Genomic DNA, 21,728 nt, shown 5'->3' on the forward strand with positions numbered 1-21,728 from the left:
CTACCAGATAACGCAGCACGGGTAGTGCCGGCCGCTGGCCGGCAACCGCGTCCCTCTCCGCTCAGCGCAGCAGTACCTCACGCAATGCCGCGTAATCGGCCGCCAACGGTTCGGCGTGCGCCGGCCGCTGCAGCAACGCATCCAGTGCAGGCGGCACCGCCACCGTTTCGCCGATCAGCGGCTCGACCACGGCCTCGAACTTGGCCGGATGCGCCGTGGCCACCACCGCCCAGTCGCCCTTGGCACCACGCGCACGCAGGTCCTGCAGCACCTTCACCGCGGTCGCCGTGTGCGGGCAGAACAGCTCGCCATTGCTGGCATGCGCCGCCGCAATCGTCGCGCGGATGGTCACGTCATCCACCGCGAACGCGCGGAACGCAGCACGCAGTTCCGCGTCGTCGCCGTGGTAGAGCCAGCGCAGTCGCTCGAAGTTGCTCGGCGCACCCACGTCCATTGCATTGGCCACCGTCGCCACACTGGCCTGCGGCTGGTAGTCGCCGCCATTGAAGTACACCGGCAGCACGGCATTGGCATTGGTGGCCAGCACGATCTGACCGATCGGCACGCCCAGCGCGCGCGCCAGCACGGCCGCCATCGCATTGCCCAGGTTGCCGGTCGGCACCACCAGATTGAGCCGGCGACGATGCGCCGCGTAGTGGCTCAACGCCGCATGCGCGTAATAGCTCATCTGCGGTAGCAGTCGGCCCAGGCTGATGCTGTTGGCCGAGCTCAACGGCACCTGCGCCTGCAGTTCGCGATCAGCCAGTGCCTGCTTGACCATCGCCTGGCAATCGTCGAACGCACCGGCCACGCGCAGGGCCTGGATGTTGTCGCCGAAACAACCGAGCTGATGCGCCTGGCGCGGAGATACGCGGCCATCCGGATACAGCACCACCACGCGCACGCCGGGCTGGCGATGGAAGGCCGCCGCAACGGCGGCACCGGTATCGCCGGAGGTGGCGACGACGATCGTCAGATCGCGGTCCTTGCCGGCCTGCAGCCGCGACAGCGTACCGGCCAGGAAGCGCGCGCCGATGTCCTTGAACGCCGCCGTCGACCCATGGAACAGCTCCAGCACGTGGTCACCATCGCCGAGAGCGCGCAGCGGGACCGGGAAGTCGAAGGCGTCGCGACAGATCGATGGCAGAGCAGACTCCAGCGCGTCGCCAGCAAAGAACGGCATCAGCAGATCGGCGGCGGTATCGGCCAGCGTCGCGCCGGCCTGCAGCTCACGTGGCGCCGGCAGCATCTGCGGAACATACAGCCCGCCATCGGGCGCCAATCCGGCGGCGATCGCCGCGCTGAGGCCAACGGCCGGAGACTGGCCGCGGGTCGAAACAAATTGCATGGGTTCGGTATCCAGTAAAGGGGTAGGATTCAGCACAAGCGGGCTCCCGGTGCATCCAGCGGTGACACCCAGGCATCGCTGTCAAAACCTGCGGCTGCAAATGCGGCCTGCACCGGTGTGGCGGCGGTACGCGCCTGGTCGGCATCCTCGAACCAGGCGAACACGCTGGGACCGGCACCGGAAATGCCCGCGCCCATTGCATTGGCCGACAGCGCCGCATCACGTGCGGCTTCGAAGCCGGCAATCAATCCGGCCCGGCGCGGCTCCACCAGCACGTCGCGCAGTCCCGCGCGCACCAGTGCGGCATCGCTGCGATGGCAACCACTGAGCACCAGTGCGAGGTTCGCGCTCTGCGCCACGAACTCGCCCAGCGCATAGCTGCCCTGCAGGGCCTGGCGTGCGCGGCGTGTTTCCAGCACCGCATGCGGATGCACCAGCAGGCTGTGCCAGGTAGCCGGCACCGGAATCGGCAGCAGCCGGTCGGCCGTGCACAGCGCAAGACCACCCAGCAGCAGCGGCCCCACGTTGTCACCGTGGCGGCCACCACTGGCCACCGCCTCGCCATCCAGCGCAAACGGATACAACGCCTCGCGCGACAGCGGCACATCCAGCAGCGCGTTGGCGGCGACCAGCGCCGCAACACTCGACGCTGCCGAACCGCCCATGCCGGAACCGAACGGAATGCCCTTGTCGATCTCCACCACGAAACCGAAGTCCAGGCCCAGCCCTGCGCGCAGCGACATCAACGCAGCACCCGCAGTGTTCCCGGCGGCATCCAGCGGCAACTCGACGGCACTGCCGCGGATCGCCTCGATGCGCACCAGCGGCTCATCGATACGGTGCACGCTCACGGTATCGCCAATGCCGGCAATGGCATGGCCGAGAATATCGAAGCCCACCGCCACGTTGGCCACCGAGGCAGGCGCGAACGCACGTGCGATCACAGGCGCGCTCCTTCACCGGCCGCGACCCGCAGCAGGTCGGCAAACACACCGGCCGCGGTGACTTCCGGGCCGGCGCCCGGCCCCTGCACCACCAGCGGGTTGTCACAGTAACGGCGGGTGCGGAACTGGACCACGTTGTCGGTCAGCCGCAGGTTGGCGAAGGCATGATCGGCCGGCAGTTCCTGCAGGCCGACCGAGGCGCCGTCGGCACCCAGCCGTGCCACATAGCGCAGCACCGCCCCCCGCGCCCGCGCGTCCTGCAGGCGCTGCAGCAGGCTGGCGTCGGACTCGCCCAGCCGCGCCATGAAGGCATCCACGCTGCCCTCGCGCAGCAGCGCCGGCACAAGGCTTTCCACTTCAACCTGCTCAAGGCTGAGCGCGTGGCCGGCTTCGCGGGCGAGGATCACCAGCTTGCGCGCCACATCCACACCCGAAAGATCATCGCGCGGGTCCGGCTCGGTGTAGCCCATCGACCGCGCCTGCGCGACCAGCTGCGAGAACGGCTGGCTGCCATCGAAGCGGTTGAACAGCCAGGCCAGCGTGCCGGAGAAGATGCCTTCAATCGCCAGCACCTCGTCACCGGTATCGACCAGATCGCGCAGCGTGGTGATCACCGGCAGGCCCGCGCCGACCGTGGCCTCGTAGCGGAAGCGCGCGCCACTGGCCGCCGCTGCAGCACGGATGCGCTGGTAACGCGGCAGCGGCCCGGCACCGGCCTGTTTGTTGGGGGTGACCACATGGATGCCGGCCGCCAGCCAGCCCTCATAACGCTCGGCCACCTCGGCACTGCCACTGCAGTCGATCACCACCGCATGCGGCAGGTGGGCGGCCAGCAGGTGTTCGGTGAAACGATCCAGATCGCTGGACTCGCCCGCTTCGCGCAAGGCCTCCCGCCAGTCGGCGTGCAGGCCATCCACTTCCAGGCGCATGCGCGAACGCGAGGCCAGCGCGCGCAGGCGCAGATCCACATTGGCCTTGGCCAGCAGCTGCGGGCGTGCGGCAAGCAGCTGATCCAGCAGTGCGGCACCGACGTTGCCCGGCCCGATCACACCGACCGCAAAGGTCTGCGGCGACAGCCAGAAGCCGGCATGCGCGGCGCGCAGGGCGCGGGTGGCATCGGCACTGTCCACCGCCACCGAAATGTTGCGTTCGGACGAGCCCTGCGCGATCGCCAGGATGTTCACCTGCGCACGGCCCAGCGCCTCGAACAGACGTGCGGCCACACCGGGCTGGCCGGCCATGCCGTCACCGACCGCGGCCAGCACGCTGACGCCCTCGCTGACCTGCACGCGTTGCACCTGGCCCACCGACAGCTCATGCGCGAACGCATGCAGCAGCGCTTCGCGGCCACGGCCGGCTTCAGCAGCACGCACCACGCAGCAGATCGAATGTTCCGACGAACCCTGCGAGATCATCACCACCGACACCTGCGCCTGGCGCAGGGCGGCGAATACGCGCTCTGCAGTGCCCGGCACGCCCATCAGACCGGTGCCTTCCAGGTTCAACAGGGCCAAGCCGGGGCTCAGGGTCAGGCCCTTCACCGGCCCACGCGGCGAGCGCTCGGCACTGATGCGCGTCCCCGGATGCGCCGGCTGGAAGGTATTGCGGATGAAGATCGGCAGGCCGAGGCGGATCGCCGGCGACATCGTCTGCGGGTGCACCACCTTGGCGCCGAAATAAGCCAGCTCGCAGGCCTCGTCGTAGCTCAGCGACTCCAGCTGCACCGCCTCGGGCACCAGCCGCGGGTCGGCCGACAGCACGCCGTCGACATCGGTCCAGATGTGCAGTTCATCGGCGTTGAACAGCGCGGCGAAGATCGCGCCGGAGTAATCGCTGCCGTTGCGGCCGAGCGTGGTGATGCGGTCATGACGGTCACGGGCGACGAAGCCGGTAGCGACCAGGCGTGGCTGCGGATGCTGCAGGCGCCACTTGGCCAGGCGGTCGGCGCTGGCTTCCCAGTCGACATCCACGCCCAGTTCGCCATGCCCCACCACCAGTACGTCGCGCGCATCCAGCACTGCACAGTCTGCGCCCAGCGCCTGCAGGTGCGTGCCGAGCAGCTGCGCGGAAAACACTTCGCCCAGGCCCTGCACGCGGTCGAGTACTTCGCGTGGCAGCTCGCCGATCACCGCCAACGCTGCCAGCACGTCGGCCAGTTGATCGAAGCGGGCGTCGATCCATTCGACGGTCTCGCCCACCTGCTCGCCCAGCAGCGCCACAGCGGCGCCACGATGGCGCGCGCGCAGCGCATGCCAGGCCTCGCGCCAGCCTTCGTCCCCCTTGGCTGCCAGCTGGGCCAGATCGATCAGTGCGTCGGTGACGCCCTTCATCGCCGAGACGACAGTGACCTGCAGCGATTCGGGGCGGGCCAGCAGCAGGCCGGCAACATGGCGGTAGCGTTCGGCATCGGCCACCGAGGTGCCGCCGAACTTGTGCACGACGATGGACGGTGCAGCCAGATCGGCCGGGGCAACGGGATGAGCGGGGGCGTGGGAAGACATGCAGACCTCGGTAGGAGGCCCCGTCGCATGCAGGTGTCGAGTTTCCCCGCCACCTGTATGGTGCGGGGCCGTGGTTTTCGGGAGTTACACGAAGACGACGGGCCGCACCAGGGCAGTGGTGACGGTGGTGGTAATGGTAATGGTGGTGGTGGCGACCGGCGCAGTCGAACGGCCCGCAGTAGCGGGGGCGATCAGGCTGGCGTGGGCGGCATCAAGAACCATGACGCACAGAAAACACCGGGCGCCGGGCCGCTGTCAAGTGCTGCGGTGCAAAAAGTCGTTGCCGCGATCATCGGCCAACGTGCCGACATTTGGTTGCATCTGAGACAAAGCGGCCATCAGTATGCTTGACGGCCGCATTCAGCCGGCATGTTCGGCGATCGCGCGGGGCGTGCGATGCGCATGCGCGCACAGCATCACGCCGGCCACCAGGAACACGATCGCCAGCGCTTCGAGCAGGGAGGGCCAGCGCTGCTGCCAGGCGAATGCGTAGAGCAACGCGAACAGGGTCTCGAACACGATCATCTGGCCGGTCAGGGTCAGCGGCAGCAGGCGGCTGGCACGGTTCCAGAACGCATTGCCAAGGATCGAGGCGACCACCGCCACACCTGCGCTGATCGCCCAGAAACCACCCCACTGCGCCGCCGTGTGCCCGCCGGTGTGGCCGATGAAGGCCATCGGCACCAGCAGTAGAGCCAGGCCGCCGGTGGTGACACCGGTCAGCAGCGACCAGTCGTGGCTGGACAGATCCGGTCGGCGCGCCAGCCAGCGGCTGTTGCCGATCGAGTACAACGCCCACGAGAACAGCGCGCCGAACGCGCACAGCAGGCCGATCAGGCGCTGCCGCCACGGTGTCGCGAGGTGCTCAGACATCAGTGCTTCCCAGCCAACCAGTGCCACGCCCAGCACGCACAGGCCCAGTGCCGGCAGCAGCTGCTTGAGCGGCACCGCGCCCTGCTCGCGCACACCGACCAGGGTCACCACCACCGGAATCAGGCCGACAATCAAGGACGCCGCCGCACCGCCGGCCCACTGCACCGCCGTCGCCAGCAGCAGGAAGTACACCAGGTTCCCGGCCAGGCTCAGCCACAACAGGCCGATCCACTCGGCGCGGCCCAGCCGTGGTGCCAGCCGCTTCCAGCGCGGCAGCAGCAGGGCTACAGCGATCAGACCGTAGACCAGATAGCGGCCGGCCGACAGTTGCAGGGCATTGAACGACTGCAGCACGGCGGGCGCGAGGAAGACCACGCCCCACAGCGCGCCAGCGGCAACGCCATTGGCGATGCCCAGGGCCATCGGGTTGTTGCGCATTCGGGTTCTTCGGGGGGAGAGAACAGGCCGCGCAGTGTAAGCGCTGGCCGCTGGGCGCTCTTGACCGAGGCTACTGCCCTCCCGCCTTTGTAGCGTCGAGCCATGCTCGACTGCCGTTCGCGAGGTGGTCGGTGCAGAAGCCGTCTAGCATGGCTCGACGCTACAGTCCGGCGTTCCTGCGCCACGCGGCCGGGGTCTGCCCACACTCACGGCGCAGCGCGCGGGTCAGTGCACTCTGCTCGGAATAGCCTGCGGCCAGCGCGATATCACTGATCGGCGCCGTGCTGGAGCGCAGCTGGTGCTTGGCCCAACGCAACCGGCATGCACTGAGCCATGCCTGGGGGCTGAGCCCGAACTCACGCTGGAACAGCGCGTGCAACCGGCTCTCGCTGACCCCGACAGACGCGGCCATGCGCGCCACCGGCCACGCCTGGCCCGGATCGGCCTGCACTGCCGCACACAGTCCCTGCATGCGCGCGCCACTGCCGGCCGGTGCAAATACCTGCAGCAGCTGCGGCAGCAGGGCCGGCATCGGCTGCCCGTCCTGCACGCCCGCCAGGCGTTGTCGCAGCGCATGCGGCAGGTGCAGCCAGCGCTGCCGGCACAGATGCTCCTGCGTGCCGTCATCAAGCACGCCGGGAGGACAATCGACGATCACGAAACCGTTCGGGCCATCGGCCATCTGGTCATGCGCTTCGCCGGCCGCAACGAAAACCCCCTGCAGCAGGTCCAGGCGGCCACCGCGGCCTTCCATCTCGAAGTGCAGTTCGCCCTGCAGCGGCAGCACCCACTGCGCGTAGTCATGGCGGTCCAGGCCGGTGGCCTGGCCGTAGTGCCGCAGATGGAAGATGGCGCCCATCCGCGCAGTGTGCGCGTGTAGCAACGGCCGTGCAAACCGCTGCTATAGTCGATCCGTCATCCAACGCAGGGAGTGCAGGACATGACCCATCGGCAGGTGTCACTGGTGCTCGCCAGCAGCCTCGGCCTGGCGCTCGCAGCTTCGGCGTCCGCACAGGAGCGTACGCCCCCGGCCCCGCACTGCATGGACGCGGTCGGCGTGCAGGAAGTGGAGCAGGCATCACCGCGCTCGATCGCACTGCGCGCCGCCTCCGGACAGGCCTATCGCATCGACTTCAGCGAGGATTGCCCCGGCGTCCGCGGTGCTACCTCGCTGAAGCTGGAAGCACCTACCGGTTGGGCCTGTGGTCGTCCCAGCGAACGCGTCGTGGTCGACGGCCGCCGCTGCGCCGTCAGTGCGGTCACCCCGCTGCAGGATCGCGACTACGCCAGCGTCGCCCGCGACAGCGACCGCCTGCGCACGGCTACCCTGCCCGCCGTGACCATCCGCGAGCTCAGGGAAATCCGCCGCAGCTTCGGCGGCTCACCGTCGTACTGCTTTGCCACCCGCAACGTGCGTGCCTGGTCATCCGACCCGCAGGGCATGCTGGTGGAGACCAATCCGCGCCGCAATGGCGGCCACCGCTACTACCGGGTCGAACTCGGCAGCCACTGCCGCCAGCTCGACCGTGCGCCGCAGCTGAGCTTCCACTCGGGCCTGCAGAACGGCCTGATCTGTGGCAATCCCGGCGATCGGATCATGACTGCCGAGTTCGAGACAGACGATCTGCGCGGTGAAAGCATCGCCCCACTGCCGCAGTACACCCGCGGCAGCTGCACGATCCAGGCGGTCTACCCGGCCTCCAGCCAGGCGTCGAACTAACCGTCGACGCCCAGGAAGGTGAACGGTGCGCTGGGCACGAACTGGCCCAGTGCATCGCCGGCAAAGGTATTGCGCTGGTCCTTGCCAAGATCGAGCTTGAGCACCTGGCCGCCGAAATCGACCTTGTTCAGATCGACCCAGAAGGTGTTCGGGGTCAACGCCGACTCGAAGAAGTACAGCCGCCGCTTGTGATCGGCCACCGTGCGCCAGCGCGTGGATGAGATGTTCGGCTCACCCGGCGTGGTGATGCCATACGGCACCGACGCATTGCGGATCACGCTGAACACACTGGCCAGCGCCTCCACCGGATCTTCGGCCTTGGGAATGGCGTTGATGTAGAACGAGGCGCGCGCGAAACGATCGGCGGAGCGGTTGGTGCCCGGCAGCATCACCGTGCCGCCGATCTGCTGCCAGTAGCTGTTGAGGGCCAGCTGCTGCTCGAAGATCGGCGAGTTGGTCATCACCTGATAGCGGCGGTCATGGTGAATCACCTGGCGACCGCCGATGTACTCGACGATGGCGCTGTCGCCGGTGGCATCGGACAGCGACAGGTGCAGCGTCGCCTGGCGGTCTTCGCCCGGCACCTTGTCGGTGACGATCGAGTACGGCTCACGCTTGAGCGCCGCGACCGCCTCGTCCACGGTGGCGAAATTGTCCAGCACATACTGCGCCCACAGCGAGATCGCCAGTCCCGGCTTGTTGCCACGCTGCTGCGGATACTCCGATTCCACCAGCCACAGCAGGTTGGCCACCAGCCCCTTCTCGTTCATGCCATCGGTGGTCGACACGTCGTAGCCGGTGGCCACCACGCTGCCGTAGCGCGCAGTCCAGGCCAGCGATTTCGGACCGGCCAGGCCGGTGCGTGCGATGCCACGCGGCAACACGTAGAGGTTGGTCGCTACATCGACCTTCCAGTCCATCGAGCGCGCAGTGATCACATCGCCGTTGTCGCCCCGATACACCGCACGCGTGCAGGCCAGTGCCGGCGTGATCGCAGATGCCAGCGCCATGGCCAGCATTGCCTTTCCCTTCCACTTCATCCGTGCCATGTCGTTACGCTCCTTTCCCCGTGGTCCGTCGATCTGACCCGATCCATGGTGACACAGGGGTGAAGCCTCAGCGCACGAAGCGATCGTGCAGCCAGAAGCCCACCACCATGGCAGGCACGAACCACAGCGCTTCACGCGATGCGGCAGCCAGCCCGGCGATGGCCGGTCCGGGGCAGTAACCAGCCCATCCCCAGCCGATACCGAACAGTGCAGCGCCCAGCAGCAGGCGAGCATCGACATCACGTGCACTGGGTAGCTGGAAGCGCAGCGCGAACCACGGCTGCGCGCGTCGCAGTACCCAGCGCTGCCCGACGGCACTGACCAGCAGTGCCGAGCCCAGCACCCACATCAACGTTGGATCAAAATCACCGGCCACATCGAGGAAGCCGAGTACGCGACGCGCGTCGGTCATCCCCGAAAGCGCCAGTCCCGCGCCGAACAGCGCACCCGCCGTAGCGGCGGCCACGACCGCGCGACTCATGCCAGGCCTCCGCCGTGACGGACCAGGAACGTGGTCAGCATCGCGCAGGCCATGAACACCAGCACTGCCAGCAGCGAGCGCTTCGAGCCGCGGGCCATGCCACAGACGCCATGACCACTGGTACAACCACTCCCCAGGCGCGTGCCGAAGCCCACCAGCAGGCCAGCGCCGATCAACTGCCAGGCAGGCAAGGCATCGCGCAGCAGCACACGTGGCGAGGCCTCGGGCAGCGACTGCCACCACAGCACCAGCCCCGCTGCTGCGAGCAGCCCCAGCAGGAATGCCCAGCGCCAGCCACGCTCGCCTTCCGCTGCGCGCAGGCTGCCCGCAGCGATCCCGCTGATACCCGCCACGCGCCCGACAGTGGCGAGCAGCAACACCGCGGCGGCGCCGATCAGCGCTCCGCCAGCCACCGCAGTCCATGGCAGGTTCATGCCCTGCCCTCTTTCACGCCGCTCATGGGATTGCCCTTTGATTTAGATTTATCTAAATTAGACACTTCTAAACAAAAAGGTCAACCATGGCCCGCACCCCGCTCGACAGCGCCGCCATGGCCGAACACGCCGCCGAGGCTGCAACGCTGCTTAAGAGCCTGGCCCATCCTGCGCGCCTGCGCGTGCTGTGCCGCCTGGTCGAAGGTGAGGCACCAGTGCCGGAACTGCAGGCACTGACCGGACTCAGCGCATCAGCGCTGTCACAGCATCTGGCGGTGCTGCGCGGACTGGATATCGTCGCGACGCGTCGCGAAGCACAGGCCATCCACTACCGCGTGATTGAAGGGCCCGCACTGGGCGTGCTGCAGGCGCTGCATGCTGCCTACTGCGGTGGCACTTCGCGTTGACGCTCAGCCGGCGTGCAGGGCGGGCTGCACGACGTTGTCGAGCAGATCCACCGGGGTCGGCGCCGAACGATCACCTTCCAGCGCCCGGCTGAAACCCGACCAGTCGCTGGCCGACAGCTGGCGCAGCAATGCTGCATCCACCGGCAACGCGCGCATCGACCAGTACGGAAACTGACGCTGGCCCAGGCGGCCGCGCGCCAGCTCGATGATGTCGACATGGCTGCCGGCCTGCAGGATGCGCTCGTACACCGAATCGATACCGTCCGGCGGCCCCTCGATGTACTGCAGGAATCGCCCGCCGTCATGCAGCAGCACACCGGTCACGCCCGCCATCTTGTTGAAGCGGGCGGCGTCGTCGACCAGCGCCTGCAACCGTTCAGCGGAAAGATCCGGCAACGCCTGGCTGACGTAGGCGATGGCACGCAGTGGCATGGTGCTTCCTTGACAAGATGTACACCCACGGTAGCAGTTGCGGACGAGTTCGTCTCAGTGCCCGCGGATGTTTCCTGAAGAATTCAGTTTGCCGCTGCAGGCAGCCCTTCTGCGCGTCTCGGCAGCAGGGCTTCGAACACCACCTGCCCGGCCTCGTTGCGCGCTGCGATGCGCCCTCCGTGCGCGCGCACGAACTGATCGACGATATACAGGCCCAGCCCCAGGCCCTTGCTCTGGTGGAAGCTGGCCTTGAACGGTTCGAACAGCCGCGGCAGCAGCGCGTCGTCGATCCGGCCGGCATTGCTGACCCGCAGCAGCACGCTGCGCGGATCGCGCCCGTCCACCTCCACCCTCGCCTCGCTGCCGTGGGTGAGCGCGTTGCCGACCAGATTGGCGGCAACCTGGCCGAGACGGTCCAGATCGCCCTGCAGCCGCGTATCGCCATGCATGTCCAGATGGATCCGGTCCGCGCCATGCGCGCTGCCGGCTTCGGCCACCACCGCGCGGGTCACGTCGGCCAGATCGCAGGCACTGGCCTGCAGCCGCAGGCCACCGCTGCGGATCCGCGAGAAGTCCAGCAGCTGTTCGACCATGCGTGCCATGCGCAGAGTGCTGGCCTCCAGGTACTGCAGGGTCTGCTGCGCGCCCGCATTGTCCTGCGGGATCTCCATCGCCAGCTTGTCACTGCACAGCAGGATCGCCGACAGCGGCGTGCGCAGGTCGTGGGTCAGCACCGCCGCCATTGTTTCGTTGAGCTTGAGCGCGCGTTCCAGCGCCTCGTTGCGCGCCTTCAGCAGCTGCCGCTGCTGGTACAGCTCAATGAAGACGTTGACCTTGCTCAGGATCACCTGCGGCGCCACCGGCTTGTGCAGGAAATCGACCGCACCGCTCTCGTAGCCCTTGAACACGCGCAGGGGATCATCCGGGGAGGCGGTCAGGAAGATGATCGGCACGTCGCGGCTGCGATGCGAACCGCGCATCAGTTCGGCCAGGGTGAAGCCATCGATCTCCGGCATGTGCACGTCCAGCAGGGCCAGTGCCACCTCGTGCTCGAGCAGCAGCTCCAGCGCCTGCGCGCCGGAACCGGCCAGCAGCAGATTCACGCCCTCGCGCTGCAGCAGCGCCTGCATGGCCACCAGGTTCTGCGGCACGTCATCGACGATCAGCAGGTTGACCGGGGACTGCGACTGCGCAGGGTCCGGTGGCAGCAGGTTCATGCAAACAACTCCTTCAGGCGACGACACATCAGTTCAAGGGGCAGCACGGCATCGGCGCCGGCGTACTGCAGGGCGGAGGCCGGCATCATCGACGCTTCGGCTTCCTCGGGACATTGCAGCCAGGCACGGCCACCGGCACGGCGCACGGCGGCAACGCCCTCGCTTCCATCACTGCTGGCACCGGTCAGCAGCAGGGCCAATACCCGCCTGCCGAACACCGCAGCAGCGGAGTCGAACAGCGGATCGATGGCCGGACGGGAGAACAGCACCGGCGCATCCACCGACAACGCCACCGCCCCCTCGTCCTCCACCAGCAGGTGGTAATCCGGCGGCGCGAACGTCACCGTGCCCAGCTGCAACGGCTGCTTGTCTTCGGCTTCGCGCACCGGCAGCGCGCAGTACGGCGCCAGCACCTCGGCGATGCGGCTGGTGCGGTCACGCGGCAGGTGCAGCACGGCCAGTACCGGCACCTGCAGCGTCGCCGGGAGCGCACCGAGTACCGCCTGCAGGGCCGCCACGCCACCGGCAGACGCGCCGATCACCAGCACGGCAGGACGCGCCGGCAGCGCCATCAGGCCACCTTCCGGTACAGGCGGTGCTCGCGCGAACAGACCTCGAAGGCGTCATGGTGGCATCCGAACTGCAGCGATTCCTTGCTGCCAAGACCGAGGAAGCCCCGGTGCACCAGCGCTTCGCGGAACAGGCCGACAGCGCGGTCCTGCAGGTCGCGGTTGAAATAGATCAGCACGTTGCGGCACGACACCAGGTGCACTTCGGAGAACACGGTATCGGTGGCCAGGCTGTGGTCGGCGAACACCACGTTGCGGCGCAGCTGGCGGTCGAACACCGCGCCATCGTAGGCCGTGGCGTAGTAGTCGGACAGCGACGCCGTGCCACCGGCAGCCAGGTAGTTGCGGCTGAACTGGGCCATCCGGTCGATGCCATAGGCGCCCGCCTCGGCGGTGGCCAACGCGGCCGGATTGATGTCGGTGGCATAGACGATGCTGCGGTCAAGCAAACCTTCCTCATGCAGCAGGATCGCCAGCGACCACACTTCCTCACCGGTGCTGCAACCGGCCACCCACAGCTTCACCGAGGGATAGGTGCGCAGTACCGGCACCACCTGCTCGCGCAGTTCACGGAAGTACGCGGGATCACGGAACATCTCCGAGACCTGCACGGTGAAGAACTGCATGGCCTGGGCGAACAGCTCCGGCTCGTGCAGCAGCCGGTACTGCAGGTCGACCAGCCGTTCGCACTCATAGCGCTGCATCGCCTGGCGCATGCGCCGGCGCAGCGACGACACCGCATAGCTGCGGAAATCGTAGTGGTAGCGCTGGTACAGCGCCTCCAGCAGGACCTTCAGTTCCAGGTCGAACAACGCCTGTTCGTTCATTGCCGCGAGCACCAGACCCGGCACAGCGAGACCAGCTTGTCGACGTCGATGGGCTTGGCGATGTAGTCGTTGGCACCGGCCTGCAGGCAACGCTCGCGGTCATCGGGCATGGCCTTGGCGGTCAGCGCGATGATCGGCAGGTCCTGCAGGTGACGTTGCGCGCGGATCTCGCGCATCGCGGCGAGGCCGTCCTTCTCCGGCATCATGATGTCCATCAGCACCAGGTCGACCTCGCGCTCGGCCAGGCGATCCACCGCTTCCTGGCCGTTGCGCGCGATCTCCAGCGTCACGCCCAGCGGCTCAAGCACGCTGGACAGCGCGAAGATGTTGCGTACGTCATCCTCGGCCAGCAAAACAGTACGGCCATCGAGCACGGTGTCGCGACGGCGGGCCTCGCGCAGCAGGCGCTGCTGGTCGGTGGGCAGGCTGGCTTCCACGCTGTGCAGGAACAGGGTGACCTCATCCAGCAGGCGTTCGGGCGAACGCGCGCCCTTGATGATGATGCTCTTCGAATAGCGGCGCAGGCGCTGCTCTTCCTCGCGGCCGAGCGCGCGACCGGTATAGACGATCACCGGCGGGAAGCCGACATCATCATTGCCGGCCATGTGCTCGAGCAGGTCGTAGCCGCTGCCGTCGGGCAGCGACAGGTCCATCACCATGCAGTCGAAGGTGACCGTGCTGAGTTGCTCCAGCGCGCCGGCCAGCGTTCCCACTGCAACGATCTGCAGCTGATCACGGCCCAGCAACAGTTCCAGGTTGTGGCGCAGCTCGCTGTCGTCCTCGACGATCAGCAGGCGCCGCACGTCGCGCTGGCTGGTCTGTTCCAGCTGTTCGATGGCCGTCACCAGCCGCTCGCGCGTGGTCGGCTTGATCGCGAAACCAATCGCACCCAGCTCGCGCGCCACCTGGCTGCGGTCCATCGCCGAAACCACGTGCACCGGGATATGCCGGGTATCGGGGTTGCGCTTCAGGCGCTCCAGCACGCTCAGGCCGGACACGTCCGGCAGGCCGATATCGAGCAGGATGCCGTTCGGGCGCAGTTCGCTGGCCAGGGTCAGTGCCTCTTCGGCAGTCCCGGCCACCACGCAGTCGAAGTCCAGTTCATGGGCCAGGGCCACAAGCGCTTCGGCGAACGTGGCGTCGTCCTCGACGGCCAGGATCAAGCGGCCGGCGCGTTGGCGACGGCCGCGGTCATCGGCCACGCTGGCGGTGATGGGCGCCACGGATGCAACGGTCGGTGCGACAGGGGTGCGCGCAGCGATCGGCGGCGCAGGTGCTATTGAGGCGGCGGCAGGCACTTCGCCCGGTTCCGAAACCGGCGCGCCCTGCAACGGCAGTTCCAGGATGAAGCAGCTGCCGCGACCCGGTTCACTGTCGACCTGGATGCTGCCACCCATGCGCTCGGCCAGATCGCGCGAGATCGACAGGCCCAGGCCGGTGCCACCGTAGCGGCGGCGGGTGCTGCCATCGGCCTGTCGGAAGGCTTCGAAGATGACCTGCAGCTGCTCGCGGGCAATGCCGATACCGCTGTCGCAGACCTCGAAACGGATGCGTCCTTGACCGCCCGCACGCACGTGCAGGCTGACCTTGCCATGCTCGGTGAACTTCACCGCATTGGCCAGCAGGTTCTTCAGGATCTGCTGCAGGCGCTGGCTGTCGACCACCAGCTGGCTGGGGGCCAGCGCATCGGCCTCGATCTGCAGGGCCAGGCCCTTCTGCCGCGCCATCGGCTCGAAGGTCTCACGCAGGCGCTGCAGTACGCTGCCCGTCACCACCACTTCATCGGCCAGCTCGACGTGGCCGGCCTCGATGCGCGACAGGTCCAGGATGTCATTGATCAGCGCCAGCAGATCGTTGTTGGACGACAGGATCGCGCGCGCATACTTCACCTGTTCTTCGGTGAGCGTGCCGTCCTTGTTGTCGGCCAGCAGCTTGGCCAGGATCAGCGAGCTGTTCAGCGGCGTGCGCAGTTCATGCGACATGTTGGCCAGGAACTCGGACTTGTAGCGCGAAGTGGCGGCCAGTTCGTTGCTGTTGCGCACCAGCTGGCTCTGCGCGACCAGCAGCGCCTGCTTCTGCGCTTCCAGCTCATGGGTGCGCTCCTCCAGCTGGACGTTGCTCTGTTCCAGCTCGGCCTGCTGTTCTTCCAGATGGGTCTGCGAGTGCTGCAGGCTGCGGCTCTGCTCTTCCAGCTCCTCATTGGCCACGCGCAGCTCTTCCTGCTGGGCCTGCAGTTCCTCGCCCTGACGCTGCGATTCCTCCAGCAGCACCACCAACTGTGCGCGCAGCAGCGATGCACGCAGCGCCATGCCGATGGTCTCGCCACAGCGCTCCAGCAGCTCGACATCGAGTCGATCCTGTTCGCCGGCGCGGGTGCGTCCCAGTTCAATGATGCCCACCACCGCGCCATCGCTGCTGATCGGCGCCAGGATGCGCTCGCGCACCGGCAACCGCCCCAGGCTGGTCTGCAGCTCAAGCACCGCATCATCACCCCCATGCAGGTGGCGGATGCGCTCGTCCCGTGCCACCTGCCCGGCCACGCCTTCCTGCAATGCCAGCGACGCCGGCATACCGGACGGCAACGCCAGGCCGCCGGTCAGCTGCAGTCGCCCGCCTTCCAGGCGGTAGACGGCGGCGACGTCGGCCTGCAGCTGGGCCCCCAGGCTGGTTGCCGCCGCCTCGGCGATCTGCTCCGGCCCCAGATCACCGCGCAGGCTCATCGCCACCGCGTTCTCGGCCTCCTGCAGCCACAGCGCGCGCATCGCGTCGCGCCGCGCCTGGATGGCGCGGGAGACGATCAGCGCGATCATCAGGAACGCACACCCGCCAATGCTGCGGTTGACGAACGAGAACGCCGAGTTGGAGCTGGCCGGGGCAACGTTGTAGCCGATGATCAACAGGATGCAGGCGACGACGGCCACGATGAACGGCGCGCGTGCACTGCGCTGGAACAGCGTGACGCCGACAGCGAGGAAGTACGCCAGCCAGACGGCGTAGCCCAGCGGAACCACCAGTTCCAACGCAATGGTCGCTGCCAGCAGTACGGCGGAGGTCATCCAGATCCAGCGGTCACGCGTAGTCGCACCAGGACGCATGCAGGTCGGTTCCAGAGCACAAAGGGTGGGTGATGGTACTCCGTGTCTCATTCAGCCGCACAGGACCATTGGCACGTGCCGCGCCTGCACGCACTCTTCACACTGCACTGCCTAGCTTCACGTCCCTCCCAGGGGTAATGCTCATTTCCACGTGGACGCAGCTGCTTCTACGACGTCCGTGCTGACGGACCCTTCCCGCCAACTGCGACTGCTGATCGACAGCGTGCGCGACCATGCGCTGTACCTGCTTGATCCTGATGGCATCGTCTGCAGCTGGAACCCGGGCGCGGAGCGCATCAAGGGCTATTCAGCCGGTGAAGTGGTCGGCACGCACTTTGGCCGTTTCTATCTGGCTGCCGATCGCGAAGCCGGGGAACCGCAGCGCCTGCTCCGCCTCGCAGCGCAGCACGGTCACGTCGCCAGTGAAGGCTGGCGGGTGCGCCGCGATGGCTCGTCTTTCCGTGCCAGCGTGGTCATCGAGCCGGTCGTCGAAGCAGGCGAGCTGCTCGGCTTCGTCAAGATCACCCGCGACATCACCGAGCAGTGGCAGGCACAGCGGCTGCTGCGTGATGCCCAGCGTGCGCTGCGCAATACCCAACAGTTCGAGACCGTCGGCCGCCTCAGCCGCGGGCTGTCGCACGAGTTCAACAATCTGTTGACCACCATCGGCAACGCCCTGGACCTGCTGTCCCTGCGCGTGAACGGTGACGATGCACGCGCCGCCGAGCTGCTTGATGCGGCGCAGACCGCGACCGATCGTGGTGCGCTGCTGACCCGCCAGCTGCTGGCCTTCAGCACCGGCCAGACCCTGATCCGCGAACCACTGGATATCAATGCGCTGATACGGCAGTGGCTGCCGGACCTGCAACGCGCCTGCCCGCCCACGGTGGTGCTGGATGCCCAGCTGGCGCCCGGCCTGCCTGCGATCAACACCGATGCGCTGCAGCTGCAGACGGCGCTGGCCAATCTGGTCGCCAATGCCGCGGATGCTACCCTTGAAGGCGGCCGCATCCTGATCGGCACTGCGCTGGAACATCGCCTCGATCCGGATGCGGACTCCACGCTGCAACGTGGCTATGTCACCCTCAGCGTCTGCGATGAGGGCCACGGGATGGCGGCCGACATCGCCGAACGGGCGACCGAGCCGTTCTTCACCACCAAGGACATCGGCAAAGGCAGCGGCCTCGGCCTGAGCCAGGTGTTCGGATTCACTACCCAGAGCGGCGGCTTCGTCGACGTGTCCACCACGCCCGGTGTCGGCACCACGGTCAGCCTGCTGCTCCCCGCAATGGAGGACCCTGCCGATGACCGATGACCCGATCCGCGTATTGATGGTGGAAGACCAGACCGATCTGCGTGAAATGATCGGCCTGGCCCTGCGCGACCTCGGCATCGACGTGGCCACGACCGCCGATGCGCATGAGGCCGCCGCCCTGCTGAAGGGCGAAGCGCGTTTCGACGTGGTGTTCAGCGACGTCAGCATGCCCAACGGCATGTCCGGCATCGAACTGAGCGAGCATGTGGCGCGCGAACAGCCGCAGGCGCGGATGATCCTGTCGTCCGGTTATGCGCGCTCGCAGCTGCCGCCCCTGCCGGAACAGGTGGAATTCCTGCCCAAGCCGTATCGGCTGCGCCAGTTGGTGCAGTTGTTGAAGCAGGCGTAATCCACGTTGCCCCGGCAGCAGGGCCCTGCGGTCAACCCTTCATCGCTCCCCGCTGGAACGAAGCCAGCAGCGTAGAGGCTGCCGCTGCCGGCGCCAGCCGACCGCGCGCCAGTGACCAGGTGATGCCGTAGAAGCAGGTCCAGTAGAAGTCCGCGAGCCACACTGCGGTGAAACCGACGTTGAACTCTCCGGCCGCCTGACCTCGCAGGAAAAAGGCCTCGAAGCGCTCGCCGATCGGCGCCCAGCGCTCCGGCAGCAGATGCAGGTCACCCTGGCGCTGCTGCTCTTCCATCATCCGCGCGAACAGCAGCGTCACCAGCTCCCAGTCCGCCAGCAGCGTGGCGGTGACCTGCTCCAGCACGTGGCGCGCATCACCGCCCTCATCGAACCAGACCGCCGCCGCTTCCACGCGCTCGAAGCCGGCCGCGAACAGTGCCTCGTCGATCGCCTCCCGGGTGGGCGCAAACCGGTACAGGGTCGCGCGGCTGATACCGGCCCCGCGCGCGAGTTCGCTGAGGGTGCAGCGTGGATGGCTGACCAAGGTGGCCGCCAGCGCGTGGGGCAGGTCGCGGCGGGTGCGTGCTGCGGCAGGTCGCATGAAAGCGTTGAGGTGTGGGTTTGCCCTCACGCTAGCATGAATCACCAATTAATAAACTGAATCAAAGATGATTCATTAGGATCACCAATGCGCTAAAACAGGGATGCGTCCGGTGCACCCGGGTCGGTGCACGGCAGGGAACGCGTCACAGGCATCGAAGGAGACAACGCCATGCTGCATCCACTACGCGATATCGCTGTGTTGTTCGACGCCAGCGACACCGGGGACCGCGTTCTCAACATCGCCGCCCATCTGGCGCAGGCACAGCAGGCCCATCTGGTCGCGGTCTCCACCGCCCAGCATCCCACCGACATCGCCAACGGTTTCGCACGCGGTGCCGGCATTGCCGCCGCGCTCGACCATGAGGCGCGCGCGGATGCCGCCTGCACCGCGCAGCTGATGCAGAACCTGCGTGCCGTGTCCGAGCCGCTGCAGATCAGCACCGAACTGCGCATCGTCTCGGACTATCTCGGCGGCGCCGACCTGGCCCTGCAGTCGCTGTACTGCGACCTGATCATCGCCGGCTATCCGCGTACTCCCGGCGCCCCTTCTGGCTGGCACCCGCTGGGAACGCTGCGCCAGACCGGCGTGCCGATGCTGCTGGTACCACCACATTGGCAAGGCGACCAGGTCGGCCATCGCATCGTGGTGGCCTGGAATGCCAGCAAGCAGGCACGCCGTGCGGTAGCCGATGCGTTGCCGCTGCTCGCACGTGCGAAAGCGGTGCACCTGCTGATGGTCGACACGCCCAAGGCCGAGGCCACACCTGGCGCCGAGATGGCCCAGCACCTGGCGCGGCACGGCGTCGAAGTAGAGATCCAGGCGATCAGTTCAAGCCAGGGCGGCGTTGCCGCGACCATCCGCCAGCACGTGCTCGATGCCGACGCCGACCTGCTGGTGCTGGGCCCCTACAGCCGCAGCCGGGTGGTCGAGCGTGTGCTCGGCGGGGTCACCGAGGATCTGCTGGCCGAAGTACCGGCGCCCTTGTTCGTGTCGCACTAGTACCGCCCTGCCCTGCCCGGCGATAGCCGGTCAGCGACTGCCCGGTGTGCCGCCGGAAGTAGCGGCACAGGTAGGATGCATCCTCGAAGCACAGTCGCTCGGCGATGCGACCGATCGGCAATTCGCTGTAGGTCAGCAGCGCCTTGATTTCCAGCACCACCTGGCGATCAATCAACGCCTTTGGCGTTTCGTCGAAGCACTCGCGGGTCAGCTGCGAAAGATAGAACGGGGTGATGCACAGCGCGTCGGCATAGGACTGCACGTCGCGCTGGCGCGTGCTGCGCTCACCGACCAGTTCCCAGAAATTCCAGGCCAAGCGCTCGCGTCGGCTGACCTGCGCCACGGCCACACTGCGCGCCGGCAACAGCGTTGCGAATTTGAGGAAGAACGTCTGCAGCAGGTTGCGCAGCATCACGTGACGATAGCGGCCGCCATTGTGCTGTGCATCCATCAACTGCTGCAGCCAGCCCTGCAGCAGCGGCACGTCCAGCGGCGACGGCACGCAGTGGGGCTGATCGTGCAGGAACTTGAACAGTGCATTGGGAAGCACATAGGCCACCTCCGATGCCAGCGCCTTGGGCATCAGGCAGACCACCGCCAGAAAGCCGCGTGAGCGCTGCCGCAGCAGCGCCAGCGTGTCCTCTGCCAGCACCAGCACATCGTGCCGCTGCACCGCTACCTCGCGGAAGTTCAGTGCAAAGCGTGCGCGCCCCGATACGCATACCAGCACCGCCAGATAAGCGTGGCCGAACGACAACGGGACGCCTTGCCCTTCGGCCAGCGTACTGACCTCCAAGCGCATGGATTCGTCCTGGTCCAGGAGCTGGGGTACGCGATCCATGGGCCGATCCGGCTGTATTCCGGGCCCCAGCATACCCGGGCTCGGCCACCCGTTGTGAAAAGTACCGAAACCATCAAGGTCCCGCTCTGGGCCAATCGCGCCTGTCGACCTAGCCTGTGCACTCTCTTTGTTCCCGTGGAATTGACATGCAGCTGCACACCGAACGCTTGATCCTTCGCCCCTGGCGCGACACCGACGCTGCCGATCTGTACGAGTACGCCCGCGACCCGCGCGTAGGCCCCATCGCCGGCTGGCCGGTGCACACCAGCGTTGAGGAAAGTACCGAAATCATCCGCACCGTCTTCAACCGGCCAGAGGTCTACGCGCTGCAGAGCCGCGAGGACGGCCACGCGATCGGCTGTGTCGGCATCCTGATCGGCACCGACAGCAACTTCGAGATCAGCGATCGAGAGGGTGAGATCGCCTACTGGATCGGCGTTCCGTACTGGGGCCGCGGACTGGTGCCCGAAGCGGTGCGCGAAGTGATGCGGCACGCCTTCATGCAACTGGAACTGGACGCACTGTGGTGCGGCTACTTCGCTGACAACCTGCAATCGCTCAGCGCACAGAGCAAATGCGGTTTCCAGCATCACCATACCGAAGTGAACAAGTTCAACAGCTTCCTCGGCGACTACCGCACAGAGCACATCAGCCGCATCACCCGCGAGCAATGGTTTGCCCTGCAGGCCACCTTGCCAGCATGAGCGGAGTTCAGGCCGACGTGCGCTGCATGAACAGAAGTTCCGGCGTCGAGAACGCATCAACCTGCTGGAAACCGAGGTCGCGATACAGGGTCACGGCGGCGGTGTTGTCACGATAGACGCGCAACGTGAGGCGCTGCACACCGTCTTCGCGCATGGCCTGTGCACTCAAGGCATGCATGAGCAGCCGGCCAAGGCCGCGCCCGCGTGCCAGGGGGGAAACAATGATGCGACCCAGGTGCGCGGTGCCGGCGTCGGTCATCCAGTACTGGCCAAAGCCCAGGCACTGGCCCTGCTCGTCCAGCAGCGCCCAGCCAGGCCTCGGCCCGAGTTCGAGCACCTGCGCGAACCGTTCCGGCGGCAAGGGGAACGGCACGCCGGGGCCCGCCCAGCGCTGGGTGACCTCGGCGGAATCAAGCCAATCGGCAATGGTGGCGTAGTGGGAAGGCTGGACGGCGCAAAGGTTTGGTTTCATGACCCGCATGGTGCGTCATTCGTGGCGATTAGACACGCTGCGTGTCGACACTTGAGTTTTGTCATAGGACAATAAACAATTCCAGGCGTCCAGCCCATTCCCCCTTCGGGAG

The 21,728-nt window shown here is 67.0% G+C and carries 23 protein-coding genes; 7 read left to right on the forward strand and 16 right to left on the reverse strand.

What is annotated here, in order from left to right; translation table 11 throughout:
* Nucleotides 1-61: 61 nt before the first annotated feature.
* Genes thrC through thrA form a run of 3 tightly spaced genes read right to left on the reverse strand, consistent with a single transcriptional unit; the run spans nucleotide 62 to nucleotide 4,793 of the window.
* Nucleotides 62-1,348 (reverse strand): threonine synthase, encoded by a 1,287-nt coding sequence (gene thrC / locus ABE423_RS01075; protein WP_180836989.1) that lies wholly within the window; start codon nucleotides 1,346-1,348, stop codon nucleotides 62-64.
* Between the two features lie 29 nt (nucleotides 1,349-1,377).
* Nucleotides 1,378-2,292: a homoserine kinase gene (locus ABE423_RS01080; RefSeq protein ID WP_180836987.1), complete on the reverse strand. Its 915-nt coding sequence runs from the start codon at nucleotides 2,290-2,292 to the stop codon at nucleotides 1,378-1,380.
* Nucleotides 2,289-4,793 (reverse strand): bifunctional aspartate kinase/homoserine dehydrogenase I, encoded by a 2,505-nt coding sequence (thrA, locus tag ABE423_RS01085; protein WP_180836985.1) that lies wholly within the window; start codon nucleotides 4,791-4,793, stop codon nucleotides 2,289-2,291. The genes ABE423_RS01080 and thrA overlap by 4 nt, the downstream gene beginning before the upstream one ends.
* Nucleotides 4,794-4,820: 27 nt before the next feature.
* Here thrA and ABE423_RS01090 point away from each other — a divergent pair, with 27 nt between their 5' ends.
* A complete protein-coding gene (locus tag ABE423_RS01090; protein WP_346484646.1) occupies nucleotides 4,821-5,144 on the forward strand; it encodes a hypothetical protein in 324 nt (107 codons plus the stop codon).
* Nucleotides 5,145-5,153: 9 nt separating this feature from the next.
* Here the strand turns inward: ABE423_RS01090 and ABE423_RS01095 are convergent, their stop codons facing one another.
* Together ABE423_RS01095 and ABE423_RS01100 are read right to left on the reverse strand one after the other, a co-directional pair.
* The gene (locus ABE423_RS01095) at nucleotides 5,154-6,104 is read right to left on the reverse strand and encodes a DMT family transporter (protein ID WP_180836981.1); all 951 of its coding nucleotides are present in this window, start codon (nucleotides 6,102-6,104) and stop codon (nucleotides 5,154-5,156) included.
* A gap of 160 nt (nucleotides 6,105-6,264) precedes the next feature.
* On the reverse strand, nucleotides 6,265-6,963 hold the full coding sequence (locus tag ABE423_RS01100; protein ID WP_180836979.1) for an AraC family transcriptional regulator: 699 nt from the start codon (nucleotides 6,961-6,963) through the stop codon (nucleotides 6,265-6,267).
* Nucleotides 6,964-7,044: 81 nt separating this feature from the next.
* Here ABE423_RS01100 and ABE423_RS01105 point away from each other — a divergent pair, with 81 nt between their 5' ends.
* On the forward strand, nucleotides 7,045-7,824 hold the full coding sequence (locus ABE423_RS01105) for a DUF6491 family protein (RefSeq protein ID WP_180836976.1): 780 nt from the start codon (nucleotides 7,045-7,047) through the stop codon (nucleotides 7,822-7,824).
* Here ABE423_RS01105 and ABE423_RS01110 read toward each other — a convergent pair.
* From ABE423_RS01110 to ABE423_RS01120, 3 genes are all read right to left on the reverse strand, one after another.
* Nucleotides 7,821-8,873, reverse strand: coding sequence for a linear amide C-N hydrolase (locus tag ABE423_RS01110; RefSeq protein WP_032127421.1), 1,053 nt, complete (start codon nucleotides 8,871-8,873; stop codon nucleotides 7,821-7,823). The genes ABE423_RS01105 and ABE423_RS01110 overlap by 4 nt on opposite strands.
* A gap of 67 nt (nucleotides 8,874-8,940) precedes the next feature.
* Nucleotides 8,941-9,354 (reverse strand): DUF6691 family protein, encoded by a 414-nt coding sequence (locus ABE423_RS01115; protein ID WP_180836974.1) that lies wholly within the window; start codon nucleotides 9,352-9,354, stop codon nucleotides 8,941-8,943.
* Entirely contained in the window at nucleotides 9,351-9,788 is a 438-nt protein-coding gene (locus tag ABE423_RS01120; protein WP_032127423.1) for a YeeE/YedE thiosulfate transporter family protein, read from the reverse strand. Before ABE423_RS01120 ends, ABE423_RS01115 begins: the two co-directional genes overlap by 4 nt.
* Before the next feature lie 86 nt (nucleotides 9,789-9,874).
* Between ABE423_RS01120 and ABE423_RS01125 the strand changes: the two genes are divergently transcribed.
* A complete protein-coding gene (locus ABE423_RS01125) occupies nucleotides 9,875-10,195 on the forward strand; it encodes a metalloregulator ArsR/SmtB family transcription factor (protein WP_180836972.1) in 321 nt (106 codons plus the stop codon).
* 3 nt (nucleotides 10,196-10,198) lie between these two features.
* On the opposite strand, the gene ABE423_RS01130 is transcribed toward ABE423_RS01125, so the two are convergent.
* From ABE423_RS01130 to ABE423_RS01150, 5 genes are all read right to left on the reverse strand, one after another.
* A complete protein-coding gene (locus ABE423_RS01130) occupies nucleotides 10,199-10,627 on the reverse strand; it encodes a BLUF domain-containing protein (protein ID WP_032127425.1) in 429 nt (142 codons plus the stop codon).
* An 83-nt stretch (nucleotides 10,628-10,710) separates the two neighbouring features.
* The gene (locus tag ABE423_RS01135) at nucleotides 10,711-11,844 is read right to left on the reverse strand and encodes a hybrid sensor histidine kinase/response regulator (RefSeq protein ID WP_032127426.1); all 1,134 of its coding nucleotides are present in this window, start codon (nucleotides 11,842-11,844) and stop codon (nucleotides 10,711-10,713) included.
* Nucleotides 11,841-12,416 carry a chemotaxis protein CheB gene (locus tag ABE423_RS01140; RefSeq protein WP_032127501.1) on the reverse strand — a complete coding sequence of 192 codons (576 nt, stop codon included), beginning with the start codon at nucleotides 12,414-12,416 and terminating at the stop codon, nucleotides 11,841-11,843. Before ABE423_RS01140 ends, ABE423_RS01135 begins: the two co-directional genes overlap by 4 nt.
* Nucleotides 12,416-13,240: a CheR family methyltransferase gene (locus ABE423_RS01145; RefSeq protein ID WP_032127427.1), complete on the reverse strand. Its 825-nt coding sequence runs from the start codon at nucleotides 13,238-13,240 to the stop codon at nucleotides 12,416-12,418. The genes ABE423_RS01140 and ABE423_RS01145 overlap by 1 nt, the downstream gene beginning before the upstream one ends.
* Nucleotides 13,237-16,335: a response regulator gene (locus ABE423_RS01150; RefSeq protein WP_125892854.1), complete on the reverse strand. Its 3,099-nt coding sequence runs from the start codon at nucleotides 16,333-16,335 to the stop codon at nucleotides 13,237-13,239. The genes ABE423_RS01145 and ABE423_RS01150 overlap by 4 nt, the downstream gene beginning before the upstream one ends.
* 178 nt (nucleotides 16,336-16,513) lie before the next feature.
* Between ABE423_RS01150 and ABE423_RS01155 the strand changes: the two genes are divergently transcribed.
* Both ABE423_RS01155 and ABE423_RS01160 read left to right on the forward strand, forming a co-directional pair.
* Nucleotides 16,514-17,650 carry a PAS domain-containing sensor histidine kinase gene (locus tag ABE423_RS01155; RefSeq protein ID WP_032127429.1) on the forward strand — a complete coding sequence of 379 codons (1,137 nt, stop codon included), beginning with the start codon at nucleotides 16,514-16,516 and terminating at the stop codon, nucleotides 17,648-17,650.
* A complete protein-coding gene (locus ABE423_RS01160; protein WP_010482617.1) occupies nucleotides 17,640-17,999 on the forward strand; it encodes a response regulator in 360 nt (119 codons plus the stop codon). Before ABE423_RS01155 ends, ABE423_RS01160 begins: the two co-directional genes overlap by 11 nt.
* Nucleotides 18,000-18,030: 31 nt before the next feature.
* On the opposite strand, the gene ABE423_RS01165 is transcribed toward ABE423_RS01160, so the two are convergent.
* Nucleotides 18,031-18,597 (reverse strand): transcriptional regulator, encoded by a 567-nt coding sequence (locus ABE423_RS01165; RefSeq protein WP_107431768.1) that lies wholly within the window; start codon nucleotides 18,595-18,597, stop codon nucleotides 18,031-18,033.
* A gap of 171 nt (nucleotides 18,598-18,768) precedes the next feature.
* On the opposite strand from ABE423_RS01165, the gene ABE423_RS01170 reads away from it, so the two are divergent.
* Nucleotides 18,769-19,599, forward strand: a complete 831-nt coding sequence (locus ABE423_RS01170) for a universal stress protein (RefSeq protein ID WP_049398529.1) — start codon at nucleotides 18,769-18,771, stop codon at nucleotides 19,597-19,599.
* On the opposite strand, the gene ABE423_RS01175 is transcribed toward ABE423_RS01170, so the two are convergent.
* Entirely contained in the window at nucleotides 19,547-20,440 is an 894-nt protein-coding gene (locus ABE423_RS01175; RefSeq protein WP_049421337.1) for a helix-turn-helix domain-containing protein, read from the reverse strand. The two genes, ABE423_RS01170 and ABE423_RS01175, sit on opposite strands and share 53 nt — an antisense overlap.
* Nucleotides 20,441-20,586: 146 nt before the next feature.
* On the opposite strand from ABE423_RS01175, the gene ABE423_RS01180 reads away from it, so the two are divergent.
* The gene (locus ABE423_RS01180) at nucleotides 20,587-21,144 is read left to right on the forward strand and encodes a GNAT family N-acetyltransferase (RefSeq protein WP_132809997.1); all 558 of its coding nucleotides are present in this window, start codon (nucleotides 20,587-20,589) and stop codon (nucleotides 21,142-21,144) included.
* Between the two features lie 7 nt (nucleotides 21,145-21,151).
* On the opposite strand, the gene ABE423_RS01185 is transcribed toward ABE423_RS01180, so the two are convergent.
* Nucleotides 21,152-21,616 (reverse strand): GNAT family N-acetyltransferase, encoded by a 465-nt coding sequence (locus ABE423_RS01185; RefSeq protein ID WP_346484718.1) that lies wholly within the window; start codon nucleotides 21,614-21,616, stop codon nucleotides 21,152-21,154.
* Nucleotides 21,617-21,728: the final 112 nt, after the last annotated feature.

Origin of the sequence: Stenotrophomonas sp. TWI1409 (genome assembly GCF_039673015.1) — a bacterium.
Taxonomy (GTDB): Bacteria; Pseudomonadota; Gammaproteobacteria; order Xanthomonadales; family Xanthomonadaceae; genus Stenotrophomonas; species Stenotrophomonas maltophilia_A.